The sequence below is a fragment of the Nostoc sp. DSM 114167 genome (genome assembly GCF_052692655.1).
Map to the genome: position 1 here is coordinate 7,015,376 of NZ_CP195116.1, position 22,972 is coordinate 7,038,347.

Below are 22,972 nucleotides of genomic sequence, written 5' to 3' on the forward strand. Positions count from 1 at the left end.
GCAGTGGCTCCCCAACCTACAGATTTTTTATTTTTTAGCCTTAACCGAGTAGTATTGCACTATAGGCTATTAAAATTACAAACGCAGACATAATTAAATTTAGGCAATAACACTTGCAAACCATCCGCACTCATATCAAAAGTTGAGAAACAAAACCCAACATCTACTCTCTGCTAGAAGTAATTACATAGAGTAATCGAATGCGAGGTACTTACAAAAGCACCTCGCAACCCTTATCGCTTAACGATTAGAAAATGTAATTACGATTAAACAAGCACAAAATTCTTTTCAGTTAGTGACAGTCCAGCAGATAATTGGGCAAATTTTACTTGAGTAAACTCAGCCGCACTGCCATCTCGGTCAAAGTACAGTCCACCTGTAGAATTATCATAAATGAATCGTTGATTGCTTGTCGTTGCAGATGTTCCGATGGTAAATTGACTTGTCCCAAGTGAACCTCTTGATAACCCGCCACCAAAACCATTAGCATCTACCTGAATTAATTCATTAGTAGCGTTGAAGTCATAAATAGTGTCAACACCCCTATTGTAATTATAGAAACCAAAGGTATCAGTCCCATTCCCTCCAATTAGGCTGTCATTACCATCTCCACCAATAAGGGTATCATTGCCATTGCTGCCAACAATATTGTCATCATAGGTCGTACCTGAGATATTTAATTGTTCGATATTGTTGTAGTTAACTCGATACAAGCCTACCGTAATTGAGCCAGTGTTAGTAGTAGCATTGAATGTCGAAGTGATTCCCCCAGCAGTATAGTTGTAAAGGGTGAACAACGAATCATCACCATTACCCCCATCTACTGTTTGAGTCACTAAATCAGACAGGTCAGGATCTAGGGAGTTAATGATTAGATTGAAGGAATCATTGCCATCGCCCCCAGACAGAAGGTTATCACCTGTTGAATTGCTAAAGCTCAATTTGTCGTCACCAGCCCCTCCTTCTAGGGTATTATTACCAGACGGGCGAGAGTCGGAGTAGTCGTTGGAGTTGTAACCGTCATAGCCACCAGAGATATCAAGCTCATCATTGCCATCACCCCCAGAAAGCAGGTTATCGCCTTTTGAACCACCAGCACTCAAGCGATCGTCACCCGCACCTCCTTCTAGGGTGTTATTCCCAAACGAGCGAGAGTCGTTGAACTCGCTGTAACTATACTTGTACAAGCCAAACACGTCAAGAGAATCATTGCCATCACCCCCAGACAGAAGGTTATCGCCTTTTGAAGCACCAGCACTCAAGCGATCGTCACCCGTACCTCCTTCTAGGGTGTTATTCCCCAAGGAGCGAGAGTCGTAGGAGTAGCCAGGGAAGGAGAAACTGTAGCTGCCAGAAATATCAAGGGAATCATTACCATCGCCCCCAGAGAGTAGGTTATCACCTTTTGAACCGCTAGCATTCAAGGTATCGTTACCTGCACCTCCATTGAGAGTATTATTGCCTAATGAGCGAGAGTCAAAATTGCCGAATATGTTAGATTGGTCGCTGAATATCCTGCCAGAGATATCAAGAGAATCATTGCCATCGTCCCCAAAGAACAGGTTATCGCCTGTTGAACCGCTAGCACTCAAGGTATCGTCACCAGTACCTCCCTTGAGCGTGTTATTTCCCGCACCACCTCTAAGCAGGTCATTACCGCTCAAGCCGTCGATGATGTCGTCACCCCCCTGACCATTGATGACATCATTAGAGTTGTCAAAACCCGTAATGTTGTTATCGAGGTCATTGAGGAAGGTAACAGTGTTCCTTTTGAACAGGGTAGTTTGAGTAGAATCAGCATCAAACACATCAAAACTGTCGCTGATACTGGTTTGTCCATTAAACAGGATATTGCCAATAGCTGGTCGTGAAGAAGTTGCTGGTAGATTATCCAGGTTTTCTAACTTGAAGTTTTGCAAAATAACTTTGCTGTCATTACCGAAACCTTCAAAGGTAATTTCTAAGTTTTTACCATTTTGAGTTAATTGCAGATTTGGAGCAGTGAATAAGATATTACCTGTAAATTGCAAGGTGTCTAAAGAGTCAACCACGGTTGCTGAGGGATTTGAACCTTTACCTACGCCACCGAAATCGGTAATAACATCAGTATTAGTGCCGTCATCGTAGCTGTTGCTCAAGTCATAAACAAATTTGTCATTGCCCGTGCCACCAGTTAGGGTGTCTTCCCCACCTCCACCTGCCAAAATATCATTACCTGCATCGCCAATAATCGTATCTTTGCCATAGCTCCCGGAGAGCGTATCGTTTCCACTGTTCCCCAGAATGTTGTCGTCGTAACCTGTGCCTGAGATATTTAATCGTTCGATATTCTTGTAGTTAACCTGATTTGTGCCCGCCGTAATTGAGCCAGTGTTAGTAGCAGCATTGAATGTCGTTGCAATAGCCTTTGTAATATTGAAATTGAAGGTGTAATCAACGGACAATACATCATCACCCTCACCCCCATCTATCGTATCTTTACCACTATTGCCTGTTGAGAGCGTATCGTTTCCATTATTGCCAATAATGTTGTCGTCGTAAGCTGTACCTAAAATATTTAATTGTTCGATATTCTTGTAGTCAACCCGATATGTGCCCGTCGTAATTGATCCCTTGTTTGTAGTGGCATTGAATGTTGTTGCGATCCCCCCTGTAGCATTGCCGTAGCTGTAATCAACAGACAACACATCGTCACCTGCTTCCCCATCAATTGTATCTTGGCCACCATACCCTCCAGAGAGTGTATCATTCCCATTGCTCCCCACAATGTTGTCATCGTAGATAGTACCTGAGATATTTAATCCTTCGATATCCTTGTAGCTAACCCGATACGTACCCGCTGTAATTTCTCCAATGTTGGTAGTAGGATTGAAAGTCGAAATTATCCCTTCTGTAGACAAGGTGTAATCGACGGATAACAAATCGTCACCTCTAGTCAAGATTCTATTCGTAGATTTAGTCAAAGTAGCCAAGCTGTAATCGACGTATAAAAAATCCTGACCCTCATCCCCATCTACAGTTTGAGTCACTAAAGAGGAGGTGGCAGTATCTAAGGATAAGCTGGTTAGATAGAAGGAATCATTGCCATTGCCCCCAGAAAATAAGTTATTGCCTGTTGAATACCGAGCACGCAAAGTATCGTCACCAGCACCACCGTTGAGGGTGTTATTACCTGAGGAGGGGTAAAAATTCCCTGCACTAGTGCCGAACAGGACGAAATCGCCAGATATATCAAGAGAATCATTGCCATCGTCCCCAGAGAGCAAGTTATTGCCTGTTGAAAACTCAGCACGCAAAGTATCGTCACCAGCACCACCGTTGAGGGTGTGATTGCCTGAAGAGTTAAAACTAAAGTACGGTCTATAAGGATTAAAGCCAGAGGTGGAGAGATAATCATTGCCATCATCCCCAAAAAGTAAGTTATTGCCTGATGGAGAGTCAGCACGCAAAGTATCGTTACCAGCACCACCGTTGAGGGTGTTATTGCCTGAAGAACCAATAAAGCTGTATCCGAAGTTAGTAGAAACGTAGGAAGTGTCAAGATAATCATTGCCATCATCCCCAAAAAGTAAATTATTGCCTTTTGAAGCTCCAGCACTTACTGTATCGTCGCCAGCGCCACCGTTGAGAATGTTATTGCCTGTTGAAAAGTCAACATTCAAGATATCATTGCCCACACCACCAATAAGAGTATTGTTCCCTGTACCACCCCTTAAAAGGTCGTCGCCACTTTTGCCGTCGATGCGGTCATTACCCCGCTGACCATTTATGACATCATCTGAGTCGTCAAAGCCGTTAACATTATTGTTCAGGTCGTTAAGGAAGGTGACTGTGTTCTTGTTGAAGATAGTGCTTTGGGTGGAGTTGGCATTGAAAACATCTAAAGTGTCTGTAATGCTAGTTTCGCCATCATTATTAAACAGTATATTGCCCAAATCTACAGTTGCTCCAGTAGATTTGCTAAGGTTATCCAGGTTTTCCAGAGCAAAGTTTTGCAGGATGACTTTGGGACTATAGTCCGCTATGAAGGTGATTTCCAGATTGTTGCCATTCTGGGTAAGCTGTAGATTTTCAGCAGAGAAAGAGTTTGAAAATATTAGGGTGTCCACTTCAGCAATTACTTCTGCCAAGGGATTTACGCCTTTACCTGTGCCACCAAAATCGGTGATGGTATAAACACTATAGTAAAAATCGTTGCCACCTCCACCAGTCAAGGTGTCGTCGTAACTTCCCTGTAGGGTATCGTTCCCCTTAGTGCCATTGATATTTGCCATAACTTTTACCTACCTAAATTTATTATTTCAGTAACTTTCAGTTCTCAATTTGCTGTTTGTGGGGTTTTCAGGCGCAAAAATTCACCTAAATTTGACGTTTTCGGCATACTTTCTACCTCAACCGTGACATCTGAAAATCGATAAAATTCATTCACAGTAGGCATTTCAATAAAATTCAATTTAATTGCTTCAATCACCTTTTGCCCAAAATCGTAACTGTAAGGGTTTGGCATTGGTTGTCAGTCTTGATTGAGGAACACAATACGTTTTCTAGTCTACGTCCTAACTGTACTAGCGACAGCTATATCTTATATGTGTTATCAATGCAATAATCATTACAGGCGATTAAAATTATGAACGCAGACATAATTAAATTTAGCTAATAACACCTGCAAACCATCCGCATTCATATCAAAAGTTGAGAAACAAAACCTAACATCTACTCTCTGCTAGAAGTAATTGGATTGAGCACTATCGTTTGCAAGGTGCTTACAAAAGCACCTCGCAACCTGTGTCGCTTAATGAGCAGAGAATGATTAATTACGATTAAACTAATACAAAGTTCTTTTCAGTTAGTGACAGTCCAGCAGATAATTGGGCAAATTTTACCTGAGTAAATGTACTTGCACTGCCATCAAGGTCAAAATATAGCGCACCTGTAATATCGTCATAGATAAATCGTTGATTGCTTGTTGTTGCAGATGTTCCGATAGTAAACTGACTTGTTTGAAGTGAAGGCGTTGACAACCCGCCACCAAAATCATAAGTCGATACCTGAATCAGTTCATTAGTAGCATTGAAGTCATAAATAGTATCAACACCTTGGTTGTAACTATTGAAAGCAAAGGTATCAGTACCAGCTCCTCCAATTAGACTATCATTACCATTGCCACCTATGAGAAAGTCATTGCCATTGCCACCTGTGAGGATATTTTTACCAGAGGCGTCATAGGCTGTAAGAGTATCATTACCATCATCCCCAGATAGCAGGTTATCGCCTGTTGAACTGCCAGTATCCAAGCGATCATTTCCTGCACCTCCGTTGAGGGTGTTATTACCAGACGAGCGAGAGTCGTTGAAATCACTGGAGTTGTAGCTGTAGTAGTTACCAGAAAGATCAAGCTCATCATTGCCATCGCCTCCAGAGAGCAGGTTATCACCTGTTAAACCACCAGCTCTCAAGCGATCGTCACCCTCACCTCCGTCTAGGGTGTTATTGCCCTCCGATCGTGAGTCGTTAGAATCGCCGTAGCTGTAGCTGTAAGAGCCAATAAGGTAAAGAGTATCATTGCCGTTACCACCAGAGAGCAGATTATCGCCTTTTGAACCACCAGCACTCAAGGTATCGTCACCTGCACCTCCTTCTAGGGTGTTATTCCCCAAGGAGCGAGAGCCGTAGGAGTTGCTGGGGAAAACTGAGCCAGAAACCTTAAAAAAGCCAGAGATGTCAAGAGAATCATTGCCATCACTTCCAGAGAGCAAGTTATCGGCTATTGAACCGCTAGCATTCAAGGTATCGTCACCAGTACCACCGTCAAGAGTGTCATTGCCTGTAGTGGTAATGAGAGTATCATTTCCCACACCGCCAATGAGAATATCATTTCCTACACCACCTCTGAGCAGGTCATTACCACTCAACCCGTCGATGATGTCGTCACCCCCTTGACCATTGATTACATCATTAGAGTTATCAAAACCCGTAATGTTATTGTCGAGGTCATTGAGGAAGGTAACAGTGTTTCTGTTGAAAAGGGTAGTTTGAATGGAATTGGCATCAAACACATCAAAACTGTCGGTGATGCTGGTTTGTCCATCAAACAGGATATTTCCAATAGCTGGTTGTGAAGAAGTTGCTGGCAGATTATCCAGATTTTCTAATTTGAAGTTTTGGAGAATGACTTTGCTATTAGGGACATTTTCAAAGGTGATTTCTAAGTTGCTACCATTTTGAGTTAATTGCAGATTTTGAGCAGTGAAGATACTACCTGTAGCGAATACACCACCTGTAAATTGCAAGGTGTCTGAGGAGGCAATCACTGCCGCAGACGGATTTGAGCCTTTACCTACACCACCGAAATCGGTGATAATATCAGTGTTAGTGTCGTTAGAGTAGTAGCTGTCGTTGAAGTTGTAAACAAATTTATCATTGCCCGTGCCACCAGTTAGGGTGTCGTCACCACTCCCACCTGTCAGGATATCATTACCGACACCGCCAATAATCGTATCATTTCCACCATAGCCCCCAAAGAGCGTATCATTACCACTGTTACCAACAATGTTGTCATTGTGATATGTACCTGAGATATTTAATCGCTCAATATTTTTGTAGCTAACCCGATTCGTGCCTGCCGTAATTGCTCCAATGTTGGTAGAGGCATTGAATGTCGTTGTAATCCCCCCAGAAACACTGTTGTCATTGCTGTAATCGACAGACAACACATCGTCACCCTGGCCTCCATCGATCGTATCTTTGCCACCAGAACCAGTGGAAAGCGTATCGTTTCCATCATTGCCAACAATGTTGTCGCTGTAGGCTGTACCTAAAATATTTAATTGTTCGATATTCTTGTAGTCAATCCGATATGTCCCCGCCGTAATTTCTCCTTTATTTGTGGCCGCATTGAACGTCGTTGTGATTCCCACTGTAGCATTGCTGTAATCGACGAACAATACATCGTCACCTGCTCCCCCATCGATCGTATCTTTGCCACCAGAACCAGTGTAGAGCGTATCGTTCCCATCATTGCCAACAATGTTGTCGTCGTAGGCTGTACCTAAGATATTTAATCGTTCGATATTCTTATAATTAACTCGATAAGTACCTACCGTAATTTCCCCCTTATTTGTGGTCGCATTGAACGTCGTTGTGATTCCCCCAGAAGTATAGCTGTAATCGACTGACAACAAATCGTCATCCTTACCTCCGTCTATCGTTTGAGTCACTAAATCAGAGGAGAGAGTATCTAAAATTGTGAAGTCTAGATAGAAGGAATCATTGCCATCGCCCCCAGAGAAAAAGTTATTCCCTGTGTAATACTCAACACGCAATGTATCGTCACCAGCGCCACCGTTGAGGGTGTTATTGCCTGAAGAAGGGTTATAGAAGTCTTGACCGCTATAGGAGATAAGATCGCCAGAAATGGAGAGAGAATCATTGCCATCGCCTCCAGAGAGCAAGTTATTGCCTGTTGAATTGCCAGCATTCAAGGTATCGTTACCAGCACCACCATTGAGGGTGTTATTGCCTGATGAGCTAAAATTAGGCTCTCCTCTATAAGTAAAAATACCGGAAGTGGAGAGAGAATCATTGCCATCTCCCCCAGAGAGTAAGTTATTGCCTGATGGAGACTCGGCATTCAAGGTGTCATCACCAGCGCCACCATCGAGGGTATTATTGCTTGAGGAGGGATAATAGATGTATCCGCTGACGCTACTATAAACGTTAGAGGTAGAGAGATAATCATTGCCATCGCCCCCAGAGAGTAAGTTATTGCCAGATGTTGCCCCAGCATCCAAAACATCGTCACCAACCCCACCGTTGAGGGTGTTATCGCCTGTTGAAAATTCGACATTCAAGATATCATTGCCCGCACCACCAACGAGAGTATCATTGCCTGTGAGGGAGTCATTCCCGACACCACCAATGAGAATATCATTCCCGACACCACCAATGAGGAAGTCATTACCCGCACCACCTCTGAGTATGTCGTTGCCACTTAAGCCGTCAATGAGGTCATCCCCGCCCTGACCATTGATGACATCATTTGAGTTATCAAAGCCGCTAACATTATTGTTGAGGTCGTTAAGAAAAGTGACTGTATTCAAGTTGAAGATAGTGCTTTGAGTAGAGTTAGCATTGAAGACATCAAAGCTATCTATAGTGCTAGTTTCTCCCTCAAATAGGATATTGCCCAAGTCTACAGTGGCACCTGTAGATTTGCTGAGGTTATCGAGGTTTTCCAGAGCAAAGTTTTGCAGGATAACTGGGACATCAAAAAACCTCGTTATATAAGCATCCCCTGCAAAGCTGATTTCCAGATTCTTGCCTTTTTCGGTCAACAACAAATTTTGGGCTATGGCACCATCGCCCTGGAATTCTAGGGTATCCACTTCGGTAGTGACTGCTGCTGTTGGGTTTGTCCCTTTACCTACACCACCAAAATCGGTGATTATCGTAGTATTGTTGTTGTTGTTGTTGTTGTTGGTGTAGTTGTAGTAGTAGTAGACGAATTTATCGTTGCCGCCTCCACCAGTTAAGGTGTCTTTGCCACCGTTAGGATATATGGTATCGTTGCCTGCAAGACCCTTAATCGTATCCGCATCATCATAAGTACCCTGTAGGGTATCATCACCGTTGGTTCCAATGATATCTGCCATAACTTTTACCTTTCTAAATCATTTTTTTCAGTAACTTCAGTTGTCAATTTGCAGATTGTGCTGTTTAAGGGCGCAAAAATTTACCGAAATCTACACACTTTATACGTCAACCTTGAGGAACAGTAAATTTCTCGAAAATTTCCCCGATTCCAAGGTTTTTACGTATACTTTTTTGATAGTCTCAAACTATTTAAGTCTTAAGCACTGTACAAATTAATTAGCGTGTGAATTTGCGAAAACTAGTCATTTCAGGTTTTTTTCATCCTTTTTGAGTAAAAATTACTCTTTTAAGTACCAAAAAATTCAGCTTCAATGCCTAAAATTCATCCTTCATATTTATTTTTTTGCCAGCGCCTAAGTCTTACTAGAATATAAAATAATCAACAGTTGACTCTTAATCGGGAAAAAGATTTTGATGCCTTCTTTGTAGGCTGTTATCCGTAGGTGTCTAGCTTGAAAATAGAGAACATTTCAAGAACCTCAAAAGAACTACACAGTCAATATCATACTTAGATGTTTATACTTAAATACTCATCTTTGCATACTCTTCACATTACTTGCTGAGAAATCTATACATAAGTATTGAGCTTTGTATATTCTTCATATTCTTCTGTGTCTAGGCAATAAGAAAGTAAAACCTAGTAGGTAAATATTTTAATAAGTGATAAAAAATACGTATTTTAATTTTTGAAGGCTGCGATCGCCTGCGGTTTTTGCTAGCCTACGCCTTGGTTAACTTATACTACGATGAGAGCGATCGCCTACCAATATATATCTGTGCAAGAATCGCTATAGGTTATCAAAATTATCAACGCAGACATAAATTGACTTAACCAAGAATACTGCAAACCATCCGTACCTATGCCAAAAGTTAAGGAATAAAACCTAACACATCCTCTCTGTTAAAAGTAATTGTATCGATCAATCGTATGCGAGGTGTTGAAAAGAACGCCTCGCAAGCTTTATCCAGACTGATGCCAGAGCGCTAATAAAAAAAATTAGACAACCATAAAATTGTTTTCGGTTAGTGTCAAGCCAGGAGATAATTGTGCAAATTGTACCTGAGTCTCTACACCCGCACTACCATCAGAGTCAAAATACAGTGCACCTGTAGTGAAGTCATAGATAAATCTTTGATTGCTTGTTGTTGCAGATGTTCCGAGGGTAAACTGGTTTGTCTTAAGTGAACCTACTGATAACCCGCCACCAAAACCAGCAGCCGATACTTGAATTAATTCATTAGTCGCATTAAAGTCATAAACGCGATCGATACCTTCTTCATTATTATTAATACTATGGAAAAAAAAGGTATCAGTACCATCTCCTCCATAAAGGGTATCGTTATCTGAAAGTTCATGATAAAATGAATAATTGTTATAACCATAGCCCTCGGAGAGCGTATCGTTGCCGTTGCTCCCCACAATATTGTCAGGGCGGAATGTACCTATAATATTTAATCCTTCGAGATTCTTGTAGCTAACTCGATTATTGCCTAGCGTAATCGAGCCACTGTTAGTAGTGGCATCAAAAGTCGAAGTGATTCCCTCGGTATTACTAACATCACTATAGTAGTAATAGGAGAATAGCACATCGTCACCCTTTCCCCCATCTATAGTATCTTTGCCACTATTATTACCATCATAGCCCAGGCAAAGCGTATCGTTACCATTGCTCCCTACAATGTTATCATCGTAGGCTGTACCTGAGATATTGAATCGTTCGATATTCTTGTAGCTAACTCGATCGTTGCCCGCAGTCATTGATCCACTGTTAGTAGTGGCATTAAAAGTCGAAGTGATCCCTCCTGTAGCAGAGGTGTAATTGACAGATAACACATCGTCACCCTTACCTCCATCTATCGTATCTTTGCCACCATAGCCCGTAGAGAGGGTATCGTTACTACTATTCCCCACGATGTTGTCATCGTAGGCTGTACCTAAGATATTGAATCGTTCGATAAACTTATAGTTAACTAGATCCGTACCTGCCGTAATCGATCCAATGTTAGTAGTAGCATCAAAAGTCGAAGTGATTCCTCCGGTAGCAAAGGTGTAATCGACGGACAATAAATCGTCACCCTTACCCGCATCTACCGTTTGAGTCACTAAATCAGAGGTGATAGGAGGATATTGAGATCGGGTGTTTAATGGGGTGCTGACATATAAGAAATCATTGCCATCACCCCCAGAGAGGAGGTTATCGCCTGTTGAACCGCTAGTATTTAAGGTATCATCACCAGTGCCACCGTTAAGGGTGTTATTGCCAGATGAGACAGAGTTCAAGGAGGAGTCGTAATTATATTCGATAAAGCCAGAGACGGAGAGAGAATCATTGCCATCACCCCCAGAGAGGAGGTTATCACCTGCTGAACCACTAGCACTCAAGGTGTCGTCACCAGCACCACCGTTAAGGGTATTATTGCCTAATGTGCGATTGTTGTAGTACTGGAAAAAGTCGCCGCCAGGGTTGGAGTAATAGCCAGAGACAGAGAGAGAATCATTGCCATCGCTACCAAAAAGTAGGTTATCGCCTTTTGAACCACTAGCACTCAAGTTATCGTTACCGGCACCACCGTTGAGGGTATTATTACCCTCTAAGCGAAGATCGTCGCCTTGTATGTCGTCGCCTTCTTGGTATTGGCTGGAGTAATACTGGTAGCCAGAGGCAAAGAGAGAATCATTGCCATCGCCACCAAAGAGGAGGTTATCGCCTGATGAAGAGTCAACATTCAAGCTATCATCACCAGTACCACCATTGAGGGTATTATTGCCTACACCACCTCTCAAAAGGTCATTGCCACTCAATCCGTCGATTTTGTCATCGCCTCCCTGAGCATTAATGACATCATCTGAATTGTCAAAGCCGCTAACATTATTGTCGAGGTCGTTAAGAAAAGTGACTGTGTTTTTTTTAAAGACCGTGTTTTGGGTGGAGTTGGCATTAAAGACATCAAAGCTGTCTGTGATACTAGTTTGCCCTTCAAACAGAATGTTGCCTAAGTCTACAATCGCTCCTGTAGATTTGCTGAGGTTATCCAGGTTTTCCAAGGCAAAGTTTTCCAAGATAAGTTTGCCTTTAGGAAGCGTCCCTGCAAAAGTGATTTCCAGATTGTTGCCATTCTGGGTCAGCAGCATATTTTGAGCAGTAAACAAGAAGAAGGAGTCATCGTCCTGAAAATTTAGGGTGTCCACTTCGGCAATCACTGCTGTCGAGGGATTTATGTTTTTATTTACTCCACCGAAATCGGTGATAATATTATTAGTCTTGCTGTAGTATGAGAAATTGTAAACAACAAATTTATCCTTGCCACCGCCACCTGTGAGGATATTATTGTTTATGCCACCGACACTTGTGGTGAAGATATCATCGCCATTACCACCGTTGAGGGTATTATTACTACCAAAGGCGCCGGAGCTAAGAAAATCGTTGCCATCACCTCCACTCAGTAGATTATCGCCTTTTGAACCACTAGCATTCAAGGTATCGTCACCTGCACCACCCTCAATGGTGTTTTTGCCATACGAGTCAGAGATGGAGAGAGAATCATTGCCATCGCCTCCATTCAGTAGATTATCGCTTAATGAATAGCTGCCAGCACGCAAGGTATCGTCACCTGCACCACCTATGAGAGTATTATTCCCCATACCACCCCGCAGCAAGTCGTTGCCACTCAAGCCGTCGATTTTGTCATTGCCCCCCTGACCATTGATGACATCATCTGAGTTATCAAAACCGTTAACATTATTGTCGAGTTCGTTAAGAAAAGTGACTGTGTTCTTTTTAAAGATAGTGTTTTGGGTAGAGTTGGCATTGAAGACATCAAAACTGTCTTTAATACTAGTTTGCCCATAGAATAGGATATTGCCAACCTGGGCTAAATTGTCTAGGTTTTCCAGGACAAAGTTTTCCAGAAAAACTGTGGAACCAAACTCCACCCCGTCAAAGCTGATTTCTAAGTTGTTTCCATTTTGAATTAATAGAGTTAATAGCAAATTTCTCGCAATTAATTGCTCATCTCCTGTAAATTGCAAGGTATCCACTGAGGCAATCACCTCTGCTGATGGGTTTGAGCCTTTACCAATGCCATCGAAATCGGTGATGATAATGGTACGACTGTTAAGATTAGCCTCGTAAACAAATTTATCCTTACCGCCGCCACCGTTGAGGGTATCGTAGGCTCCATTAGGATATAGTTGATCGTCACCAGCTAAACCATTAATCAAGTCATCACTTGTTGTCCCATAGAGGGTATCATTACCGTTTGTGCCATTGATATTTGCCATAACTTTCTACCTAACCTGAGTTCGGGTTAAAGATAAGGAGGTAAAAGCCACTCCAGTTGAAGGCTAGGTTTCTTAGGTTGATGACAATAAGCGATTAATCCGCAAAGAACGTTAACGCAAAAATTAACGGGGCTTCGGTGTCGAGAATGTTCAATCTGAGAAATGTTTTTGAGTTGATCATTAATCGTTTCAATAATTGAGCGTTTACGGGACAAAAGTTTGTCATGAAGACGCATCAGCCTATTCTTCATATTGCGACGGGGTTTAGCGAAAAATTGGATTCCGAACTCTTCCAAAAGCTGAGAAGCAAGTTTTTCAGAAACATAGCCGCGATACCTTCGGTAAGCTTCGCTAACGCCAAATATTTTGCCAAAAAGCTTACACAGTAAATCTGGTACGGGTTTACGGTCATCAATATTACCAGGAGTAAGAGTCACATTTAAGAGTTGACCAAGCTCATTGACAACAATATGAAGCTTAAAACCAAAAAACCAATCCACGGAAGTCTTGCCACGAGCGGCTAAACCTTTAAATACCTTATGCCGAGAAATCCGACGATTATGACATACCTTCAAGCAGGTTGAATCGATAAAGCCGATACCCGTACATTGTCCGAAACAATGCTTCAGATAGACGCATAAAGGTATTAAAGTTGATGGTATCCATTCAATAAATCGTTGATAAGAAGGAAGACCTGGAAACGCAGAACTCCACTGCTGTTTCACCTGATTCAAATAAAAATGTTTGAAATTCCGGTAGTGATTTTGATGAAAAGCGATGATAATTGTCATTATTTCACTTAAACACAAGCTTTTCGCTCTTACACGTTTTATTCCTCCATGATTTAACAGTTTTCTCTGCCATTGAGCTTCAAACGCTTTACAGAAATCATCTACATGACAGAACAAAGCATCTAAACTAAACATAGGACAGGTTGCTGGATTTGTTGTTATTTTCAGCTTACTACCTGTCCTTTTCCTTATCCCGAACTCAGGTTATCTAAATCGATTTTTTCAGTAAATTTCAGTTGTAAATCTGCGGTTTGTGCATTTTTATGGCACAAAGTATTTGGCGAAATTTGACGTTTTCGGCATATTCTCATCTCCCCATTGAAGAGAAGTAATATCTCTCTAACACTCACCCTGTTTCAAGGTTTATACGTACCAATTATCCAAACATCTCAAACTATCTAAGTCTTAAGCACTGTATAATTAATGAGTGTGTCAATTTTGAACATCTGCCATTTCAGGCTTTTTTGATCGTATTTATTCAGTATAAATCACTGAACAATAATCAAAAAATCTAACAATTAAATGCCTAAAATTCGCTCTTTATATTTGGTTTTTTGCCAGTGCCTAAGTTCTACTATAGCAATCCTATTTGATTTACAAACTACTCGTGGAGACAAGGAATAGGGAATGGGGAATAGGGAATAGATGTGGAAAGCAACTCATTTAGGACTGCTATAGAAGAGAAAATAGTCAATAGTTGACTCTTGAGCGGGAAAAAGATTTTCATGCCCTCCTTGTGGGCTGTTATCTGTGAGTGTCTAGTTTGAAAATAGAGAATATCTCAAGAGCCTCAAAAATAACTACATAATGAATATGTTACTTAGATGTCTATGCTTAAATACTCATCTTTGCATACTCTTCACATTACTGGCTGAAAAATGTATACACAAGTACTAAGCTTTGTATATTCTTCATATTCTTCTAATTTATAAGGCATAACTCAGTAGGTAAAACTTTTGAGGAGTGATACAAAATACATAATATATATGTTCTTTTTTGTGCTGCGATACCTTCTCTGCGATCGCGCAGCGTGTCGCAGACAGACGCTACGCGTAGCTTGCTTCCCCGGAGGGGTACGGCAAGCTTTCCTGCGGAACGCTGCGCGATCGCAAACGCCTGCGGTTTTTGCTAGCATACGCATTCAGCAAGAATTGTTAGAAGTTGCTAAAATTACAAACGCAGACATGATTCAACTTAGCCAAGAACACTTGCAAACTATCCGCACCCATGCCGAAAGCACCTACCCAGATGAGTGCTGTGGTATAATTTTGGGCTATCTGGCAAATGAGGGCAAAACTGTGGTAGAAGTCATGCCAACAGAAAATGCTTGGAATACAGAAGCGGCTGCTGAATTTCCAGGAGAACGCACAACAGAAAGTAAAAGACGGCAATATACGATCGCACCCGAAGTTATGTTAAAAACACAAAGGGAAGCACGCGATCGCTCACTGAACATTATCGGCATTTTTCACTCCCACCCAGATCATCCTGCTATACCCTCAGAATGCGATCGCCTATACGCTTGGCAGGGATACTCGTATATAATAGTTTCCGTCCAAAACGGCAAAGCTGGAGAACTCAAAAGTTGGAGCCTTGATGATACTCATCAGTTTCAAATAGAGGCAATTGAAAATATAAAATAACTGGCTTAGTTTAAAGACAGTGACTCATCGCGGTTTTCGCCGCTATCACAGATGAAAATTCGTCTTTCCCACTCCTATTTCTATATAAGATCCAGTTTTTCGATAGGATTAATATTCCGCTTTCCCACATCATAACTGCTATGCTCAATCCCAATCTGGACGAAATCCAGTTGACCAAAGACGATTACGAACGCTACTCCCGACACCTGATTTTACCGGAAGTAGGGCTAGAAGGACAGAAGCGCCTGAAAGCCGCTAGTGTAATGTGTATCGGTACAGGTGGACTCGGTTCACCACTACTTTTATATTTGGCGGCGGCGGGTATTGGACGCATCGGAATTGTCGATTTTGATGTTGTCGATACTTCTAATCTGCAACGCCAAGTAATTCACGGGACATCCTGGGTGGGTAAACCCAAAATTGAATCGGCAAAAAACCGCATTCACGAGATTAACCCCTATTGTCAGGTTGATTTATACGAAACTCGTCTGACTTCCGAAAACGCCCTGGAGCTGATTCAACCTTACGATATCGTTGTGGATGGTACTGATAACTTCCCCACCAGATATCTAGTTAACGATGCCTGCGTATTGCTAAATAAGCCCAACGTCTACGGTTCAATTTTACGCTTTGAAGGGCAAGCTACTGTATTTAATTACGAAGGTGGCCCGAATTATCGCGACCTTTTCCCAGAACCACCACCACCAGGAATGGTTCCTTCTTGTGCAGAAGGTGGTGTATTGGGAATTTTGCCAGGAATTATTGGTTTAATCCAGGCGACCGAAGCTGTTAAAATCATTCTGGGACAAGGGAACACTCTCAGCGGGCGATTGCTGCTATACAACGCCTTGGATATGAAATTTCGGGAGTTGAAACTGCGTCCGAACCCGATTCGCCCAGTAATTGAAAAGCTGATAGATTACGAAGAATTCTGCGGGATTCCACAAGCTAAGGCAGAGGAGGCAAAACAGCAGATGGAAAGTCAAGAAATGACCGTCAAGGATTTGAAGGAGTTGTTAGATAGCGGTGCAAAGGATTTTGTACTGCTGGATGTCCGCAACCCCCATGAGTACGATATTGCCAAGATTCCAGGTTCAGTGTTGGTGCCCTTACCAGACATTGAAAATGGCAATGGTGTTGCTAAGGTGAAGGAAATATTAAACGGTCATCGTTTAATTGCTCATTGTAAGATGGGCGGGCGATCGGCAAAAGCCCTAGCCATTCTCAAGGAAGCCGGGATTGTCGGGACGAATGTTAAAGGCGGAATTACCGCTTGGAGTCGAGAAATCGATCCTTCAGTTCCGGAGTATTAAAAGCGCATCGCTTTCTTTAAAGAGTAGATGAGGGAATGAGGAAGACAAGGGGGACAAGGGGGACAAGGTAAAATTTTCTCCCTTGTCTCCCCCTTCTCCCTTGTCTCCCATTCCCCACTCCACACTCCCCATCTCCTTATGACTACCTCGAAATCTCATCTGAATATTTTATGGGTGCAAGTTTGGGTGTTGGCAGCGGTGCAGGGAGCAATTACCCTCTCGTGGTTAATTTATAATATTTATTTGCCGCAACTTCTGACTCAGTTTGGTTTTCCGGCTTCATTGGCAGTTGGTTTGGTGCTAGTCGAAAATGCTTTGGGTGCTGTGCTAGAACCAGTGATGGGCGGACTTTCAGACCAAGCTAGACGCTGGGTAGGAACTCGGTTTCCTTTTATCTCAGTAGGTATGATTCTGGCATCGGCTTTGTTTATTGCCATACCATGCGTTGTAAATTTGATCCCGCCTACTACCGTGATGCGATCGCTCTTACCTATAGTATTGGTAGCTTGGGCATTGGCAATGACAATATTTCGTTCTCCAGTTATGTGCCTATTGGGGATGTATTCGACACCAGCGCAGTTACCTTTAGCAGTCAGTTTTGTCACTTTAACAGGCGGTGTGATTGGGGCTTTTAGACCGATAAGTTACAAGTTTATTTTAAGCTCAGGGCCAGTTTATACCTTTGCGATCGGTTCTTTTGTAATGCTGGGGGCGGCGGCTGTGTTGCGCTTAGTCAATCCTCCAGAAGCACCAGTGGATAAACATCAAGCAGAAACAGTAAAGTTGCCCTTGCAGAAATTGGCTTTGATTTTAGGAACTGGTTTCGGCGTTGCGTGGGGTATCCGATTTCTCATGGATGTCTTGGGAAAAGTGCTGAAAGCCCAACTCAATACTGATAATATTGATGTGCAAATGGTGTGGATTGGAATAGCGATCGCAATTGCCAGCATCCCAGCTGGAATCTTCGCTGTCAAAATTGGTAATCGTCAAGCAATGCTTTGTGGGATCTGTGCAATCATTTCTTTGTTATTGATAATGATATCTGTAGGCGCACAAATTCCAATAATTGTGTTAATTGTTGCTAGCTTTAGTTTAATTGTCAACGGGGCAATTCCTTTTGCTTTGGGGCTAGTACCCCAGCAGTGGGCGGGATTAGGAGTTGGGATGTATTTGGTGGGTTTGCTTTAGGGATGAGTTTGTTTGGCGTTATATTTCCTCAACTGCAACGGATAACAACTTTTGTTGGTGCTGTTGGGGGTGGATTGGCATTTTTCCTGGTTGGTGTTTGCATTACGGTAAGTGGCATTTCTCAAAGACCAACTAACGCAGAAATTTAACGCAATATCTTTGGCTGGCATTCCTGAATGAAGGGATGAATTAATTTATGTAGATTTGATACTTTAAGTGTCTCTAACCTGCCTGCAAAAGAGACTTGGGTTGTTTTAAGCTTATATGTATTATTACGCTTAAAAAAATCCTATGTTCTTTTTTCGCTCAAAAAAGCTTATTGTTTCTCAGGGAGAATCAGGATGCTACCAAAGTATAAGTAAAGCAATTGATGATGCTTCCCCTAATGCGACTATTTTGGTTCGTCGTGGTAATTATCAAGAAAGTATTATTATTGATAAGCCTTTAACTATCATTGGTGATGGACTGCGAAGAGATATTGTGATCACAGGGACTGACAAAAACTGTATAACAATGCAAACGCATCTATCTGAAATAAAAAATTTAACTATAAAACCATCCATTCAGCTATGGTAATGCTGTGTATATCCCTCAAGGGGAATTGATGCTAGAAAATTGTGAAATAGCGTCAGAGTGGGTAGGTATTTTTATTCAAGGTCAAAAAACTAACCCTACAGTTCGGCAATGCAAAATTCATGATGGGCAAAGTTGCGGAGTTTTGGTGACACAGAAGGGCCTCGGTGTAATAGAAGACTGTGATATTTTTGCGAATGTTCTGCCAGGTATATACATTGGTGAAGGAAGTAATCCTACGATTCGTAAATGCCAAATACATGATGGGCAAAGTAATGGAATTCAGGTTACAGATAATGGTCAAGGCACAATAGAAGACTGTGATATTTTTGCGAATGCTTATCCAGATATAGCCATTACTAATGGAGGTAATCCTACGATTCGCAGATGCCAAATACATGATGGGCAAACTCATGGAATTCGGGTTACAGATAATGGGCAAGGCACAATAGAAGACTGTGATATTTTTGCGAATACTAATTCAGGTATACTTATTGATGATGGAGGTAATCCTACGATTCGTAAATGCCAAATACATAATGGGCAAAGTAATGGAATTCAGGTTACAGATAATGGTCAAGGCACAATAGAAGACTGTGATATTTTTGCGAATGCTCAGCCAGGTATATACATTGACAATGGAGGTAATCCTACGATTTGTAAATGCCAAATACATGATGAGCAAACTCATGGAATTTTGATTTCAGACAATGGTTTAGGAACAATAGAAGACTGTGATATTTTTGCGAATGCTTATCAAGATATAGCCATTACTAATGGAGGTAATCCTACGATTCGCAGATGCCAAATACATGATGGGCAAGGTAATGGAATTCGGGTTACAAATAATGGGCAAGGCACAATAGAAGACTGTGATATTTTTGCGAATGCTTATCCAGGTATATACATTGACAATGGAGGTAATCCAACGATTCGTAAATGCCAAATACATGATGGGCAAAGTAATGGAGTTATGGTTACAAATAATGGTCGAGGCACAATAGAAGACTGTAATGTTTTTGATAATAAGCGACAAGATTGGTACATAGCGGATGATTGTATTGTGAGTGGATACATAGAAAATAAAGAAAATAAAAATTTAAAAAATAATACCATCTCTGAGAATATTTCATCTAAAAAAAGTAAAAAAGAGTTGACGAAAGAATCAAAAGAGCAAAATTCTAATAGAACTATTAAATCTGACAACAGCCGCCTAGAATTATTGCTAGATCAATTAGAAACCATGATTGGTTTAGACTCAGTAAAAGAAGCAGTCTTAGAAATTGTTGATACGGAAATTGCCAATCAACGTTTGAAAAAAGAAGGATATGAAGTAGAAGAATCGCAAACTAGACACATGCTTTTTTCAGGCAATCCTGGAACAGGAAAAACTACGATTGCTCGCTTAATAGGACAAATATTTAAAGAACTAGGAATTTTACAAAAAGGAGAATTTATAGAAGTTCAACGTGATTCTTTAGTTGCGATATATTTGGGACAGACAGCATCAAAAACGACTGAATTAGTTGAATCTGCTTTGGATAGTGTTTTATTTATTGATGAAGCTTATTCTTTAGCAAATGGTCAGCATGATGAGTATGGAAGAGAAGCAATAAATACTCTTGTTGCCTTAATGGAAAATTATCGGCATCGTCTAGTGGTGATTTTTGCTGGATATTCCAATGAGATGAAAAGTTTTCTCAATAGTAATTCTGGCTTAAAATCTCGTATTGCTTTTCATATAGATTTTCCTGACTATACAGGTGAGGAAATGCACTCTATTTTCCTGACAATGTGTAATAACAAAAAACCTGGATGGATATGTACTGAAAATGTATCAGAGCGCTTGAAAACTATATTCATCAATATGTATGAAAATCGAGGAAATAACTTTGCTAATGGTCGAGATGTACGCAATATTTTTGAAAAAATGGTGATGCGAATTAAAACCCGTATTGTGAGAGAAAATCTCTCTGGCGAATCAATGCGGACATTTAGTTTAAATGATATTCCACCTGAACTTCAGTAAATTTATTATTCTATTTACCAAATCATTATAATTACAAAATGGGGCAGATATAGCATAGCTGCCACCAAGGGCAAACTAAACTGTTTACGTTAAGTTGCCACCAATGACAGCTATGCGCCCCTACGATATGGTTGAATTACCTGAAAATTGTTGTAATTAGGAATTAGTATGAGCTACAGGTTTCACTTGACTCAACAAATCGTGCAGTTTTTCGCCTTCAATGACCTCTGTTTCTAAGAGTTGAGTAGCGATCGCTTCTAGCAAGTCTCGATTCTGTCTGAGAATCTCTAGGGCCTGTTCGTGGGCTGTTTCTACGATTTCCTTGACTTCAATATCAATTGCTTTTGCCGTATCTTCGCTTACCAATCTGCGAGGATTAGTAGCACCATTGCCCAAAAATGCTGCTTGTTGTCCTTGTTGATAAGCTAATGGCCCTAAGACTTTGCTCATACCATAAGTTGTTACCATCCGTTCTGCCAAGTCAGTTGCTCGTTGCAAATCGTTGGAAGCACCTGTGGTAATACTATTAAATACAACCTCTTCGGCGGAACGTCCACCCAATAAAGTTGCAATCTGACCCCGCAATTCATCTTCATTCAGCAAAAAGCGGTCTTCAGTTGGTAATTGCAGGGTGTAGCCCAAAGCTGCCATCCCACGAGGAATAATCGAAATCTTTTCTACACGACCGTTTCCGGTTGTCAGCGCCCCGACCATTGCGTGACCAACTTCATGGTATGCAACAATCTTTTTCTCAGTGTCGTTCATCACACGACTCTTCTTCTCTAAACCGGCGACTACCCGCTCAATTGCTTCGGCAAAGTCTTCTTGAGCAACCTTTTCACGCAGATTGCGCGCTGCCAATAATGCGGCTTCGTTTACCAAGTTTGCTAAATCTGCGCCAGCAAAACCAGGGGTACGAGTAGCGATCGCTTTTAAATCTACATCATCTCCTAATTTTACCTTTTGAGCGTGAATCTTGAGAATTGCTTCCCGACCAGATAAATCGGGACGGTCTACCAACACTTGGCGGTCAAAGCGACCTGGACGCAGCAATGCCGGGTCTAGGGTTTCGGGACGGTTGGTCGCTGCTAGTACAATCACCGTTGCATCCCCAGCTGCAAACCCATCCATCTCAGTTAGTAATTGGTTGAGGGTTTGTTCGCGTTCATCGTTACCACCGTAGAAGCCGTTACTACTACGAGACTTACCAATTGCATCTAATTCATCAATGAATACAATACAGGGAGCTTGTTTTTTAGCTTGCTCAAACAAATCCCGGACTCTGGAAGAACCGACACCGACAAACAATTCGACAAACTCAGAACCAGAGATGCTGAAAAATGGAACTCCCGCTTCTCCTGCTACGGCTTTTGCTAAAAGTGTTTTACCAGTACCAGGAGGCCCAACTAACAACACACCTTTGGGAATCCTAGCGCCGATTTGCGTAAACCGTGCCGGAGTCTTGAGGAAATCTACAATTTCTACTAACTCAGTTTTTGCTTCTTCTACCCCAGCCACATCTGCAAAGGTGATTTTCGCAGATTCGCCTTCAACGTAAACCTTAGCTTTGCTCTTACCAATGGAAAGCGCACCTTGGGGACCACCGCCACCACCACGAGCGAGAAAGAACTGCCAAATACCAATGAAAATCAGTGGTGGAATCACCCAACTTAAGAGGGTTGTAAACCAAGTATTTTTGGGTGGCGGTGTAGCAGCGAACTCAACTCCCTTTTCTTCTAGCAGTTTGGGTAACTCTAAATCAAAGATTGGTGTCGTTGCAAACACCTGGCCCGGTTGGGAATTTTCTGTTTTTACTTGGTAAAGAATCTGGTTTTGACCAACGGAAACTCGGCTGACTTCCCCTTCCTGTACTTGATGAATAAATAAGCTATAGGGAACACCAGCAGGGCCTGAAGCAAATAAACCAGGCAAAAATAAATTCAAGAGCAGGAATAGTCCTGATACTGCCAGTAAAATATTAGCAACGATCCGAAACCGAGGTGACTTAGGCTGTTCTTTAATTCCCATAAATGTTACCAATCCTTAAATAATGAAAACTAACTTGAAAATTGGGCATAGGGTATGGGGGAGCCACTGCGGTCTTGGGGTCTCCCCAAGTGGAGGAGGCAGTGCGGTCTTGGGGTCTCCCCAAGTGGAGCAACTGCCGTCAAGTGGCGTCATGGGGCATTGCTTTTCCCCTGCTTCCCCTGTTCCTTATTTCCCTTAACGTTTTGAGAAACTTGATTAAAGACTGGTCAAGAATGCTGATATATTCGCCCAATCTGAGCAATGTCTACAACGAGCTGTAAGGCTCATGATGCTCCTTAGCCCTTGTATCTCTCTTTGGGAGATGGGAGAAGACTCGCTAACGGTAATGCAAAGTTGTCCAGCTTGTCTCGATCTTCAAGTATACTACTGTTTCTCATAATTTCTCCCATTTAGGAATGTTTGCAGCATTTTTTTACTTATTTATGTAACTAAACTTAACAATTTAATTAATT

Annotated in this window: 12 protein-coding genes; 6 read left to right on the forward strand and 6 right to left on the reverse strand. The window is 41.8% G+C overall.

The window, feature by feature from the left end:
- Nucleotides 1-266: 266 nt before the first annotated feature.
- The 5 genes from NSTC731_RS29575 to NSTC731_RS29595 form a co-directional block, all read right to left on the reverse strand.
- A complete protein-coding gene (locus NSTC731_RS29575; RefSeq protein ID WP_445628064.1) occupies nucleotides 267-4,274 on the reverse strand; it encodes a beta strand repeat-containing protein in 4,008 nt (1,335 codons plus the stop codon).
- 44 nt (nucleotides 4,275-4,318) lie between these two features.
- On the reverse strand, nucleotides 4,319-4,507 hold the full coding sequence (locus tag NSTC731_RS29580) for a hypothetical protein (protein WP_445628065.1): 189 nt from the start codon (nucleotides 4,505-4,507) through the stop codon (nucleotides 4,319-4,321).
- Nucleotides 4,508-4,820: 313 nt separating this feature from the next.
- Nucleotides 4,821-8,651, reverse strand: a complete 3,831-nt coding sequence (locus NSTC731_RS29585) for a beta strand repeat-containing protein (protein ID WP_445628066.1) — start codon at nucleotides 8,649-8,651, stop codon at nucleotides 4,821-4,823.
- Nucleotides 8,652-9,649: 998 nt separating this feature from the next.
- Nucleotides 9,650-12,934, reverse strand: a complete 3,285-nt coding sequence (locus tag NSTC731_RS29590; protein ID WP_445628067.1) for a beta strand repeat-containing protein — start codon at nucleotides 12,932-12,934, stop codon at nucleotides 9,650-9,652.
- Nucleotides 12,935-12,960: 26 nt separating this feature from the next.
- Nucleotides 12,961-13,860, reverse strand: a complete 900-nt coding sequence (locus NSTC731_RS29595; RefSeq protein WP_445628068.1) for an IS982 family transposase — start codon at nucleotides 13,858-13,860, stop codon at nucleotides 12,961-12,963.
- A gap of 1,049 nt (nucleotides 13,861-14,909) precedes the next feature.
- Here NSTC731_RS29595 and NSTC731_RS29600 point away from each other — a divergent pair.
- The 6 genes from NSTC731_RS29600 (at nucleotide 14,910) to NSTC731_RS29625 (ending at nucleotide 20,471) form a co-directional block, all read left to right on the forward strand.
- Nucleotides 14,910-15,368, forward strand: coding sequence for a Mov34/MPN/PAD-1 family protein (locus NSTC731_RS29600; protein ID WP_445632205.1), 459 nt, complete (start codon nucleotides 14,910-14,912; stop codon nucleotides 15,366-15,368).
- 140 nt (nucleotides 15,369-15,508) lie between these two features.
- A complete protein-coding gene (gene moeB / locus NSTC731_RS29605) occupies nucleotides 15,509-16,681 on the forward strand; it encodes a molybdopterin-synthase adenylyltransferase MoeB (protein WP_445628069.1) in 1,173 nt (390 codons plus the stop codon).
- A gap of 138 nt (nucleotides 16,682-16,819) precedes the next feature.
- Nucleotides 16,820-17,869 (forward strand): MFS transporter, encoded by a 1,050-nt coding sequence (locus NSTC731_RS29610; RefSeq protein WP_445628070.1) that lies wholly within the window; start codon nucleotides 16,820-16,822, stop codon nucleotides 17,867-17,869.
- Nucleotides 17,870-17,871: 2 nt separating this feature from the next.
- Nucleotides 17,872-18,018, forward strand: coding sequence for a hypothetical protein (locus NSTC731_RS29615; RefSeq protein ID WP_445628071.1), 147 nt, complete (start codon nucleotides 17,872-17,874; stop codon nucleotides 18,016-18,018).
- Between the two features lie 142 nt (nucleotides 18,019-18,160).
- Nucleotides 18,161-18,445: a hypothetical protein gene (locus NSTC731_RS29620; protein ID WP_445628072.1), complete on the forward strand. Its 285-nt coding sequence runs from the start codon at nucleotides 18,161-18,163 to the stop codon at nucleotides 18,443-18,445.
- A gap of 28 nt (nucleotides 18,446-18,473) precedes the next feature.
- Nucleotides 18,474-20,471: a right-handed parallel beta-helix repeat-containing protein gene (locus NSTC731_RS29625; protein ID WP_445632206.1), complete on the forward strand. Its 1,998-nt coding sequence runs from the start codon at nucleotides 18,474-18,476 to the stop codon at nucleotides 20,469-20,471.
- 156 nt (nucleotides 20,472-20,627) lie between these two features.
- Here the strand turns inward: NSTC731_RS29625 and ftsH4 are convergent, their stop codons facing one another.
- Entirely contained in the window at nucleotides 20,628-22,499 is a 1,872-nt protein-coding gene (gene ftsH4, locus NSTC731_RS29630) for an ATP-dependent zinc metalloprotease FtsH4 (RefSeq protein WP_445628073.1), read from the reverse strand.
- Between the last annotated feature and the right edge of the window lie 473 nt (nucleotides 22,500-22,972).

Coding starts and splice junctions, on each gene's coding strand:
- NSTC731_RS29590 (WP_445628067.1), bottom strand. CDS start 12,934: ATGGCAAATATCAATGGCACAAACGGTAATGATACCCTCTATGGGACA.
- NSTC731_RS29585 (WP_445628066.1), bottom strand. CDS start 8,651: ATGGCAGATATCATTGGAACCAACGGTGATGATACCCTACAGGGTACT.
- NSTC731_RS29620 (WP_445628072.1), top strand. CDS start 18,161: ATGTTCTTTTTTCGCTCAAAAAAGCTTATTGTTTCTCAGGGAGAATCA.
- NSTC731_RS29580 (WP_445628065.1), bottom strand. CDS start 4,507: ATGCCAAACCCTTACAGTTACGATTTTGGGCAAAAGGTGATTGAAGCA.
- NSTC731_RS29575 (WP_445628064.1), bottom strand. CDS start 4,274: ATGGCAAATATCAATGGCACTAAGGGGAACGATACCCTACAGGGAAGT.
- ftsH4 (WP_445628073.1), bottom strand. CDS start 22,499: ATGGGAATTAAAGAACAGCCTAAGTCACCTCGGTTTCGGATCGTTGCT.
- NSTC731_RS29595 (WP_445628068.1), bottom strand. CDS start 13,860: ATGTTTAGTTTAGATGCTTTGTTCTGTCATGTAGATGATTTCTGTAAA.
- moeB (WP_445628069.1), top strand. CDS start 15,509: ATGCTCAATCCCAATCTGGACGAAATCCAGTTGACCAAAGACGATTAC.
- NSTC731_RS29615 (WP_445628071.1), top strand. CDS start 17,872: ATGAGTTTGTTTGGCGTTATATTTCCTCAACTGCAACGGATAACAACT.
- NSTC731_RS29600 (WP_445632205.1), top strand. CDS start 14,910: ATGATTCAACTTAGCCAAGAACACTTGCAAACTATCCGCACCCATGCC.
- NSTC731_RS29625 (WP_445632206.1), top strand. CDS start 18,474: ATGCTAGAAAATTGTGAAATAGCGTCAGAGTGGGTAGGTATTTTTATT.
- NSTC731_RS29610 (WP_445628070.1), top strand. CDS start 16,820: ATGACTACCTCGAAATCTCATCTGAATATTTTATGGGTGCAAGTTTGG.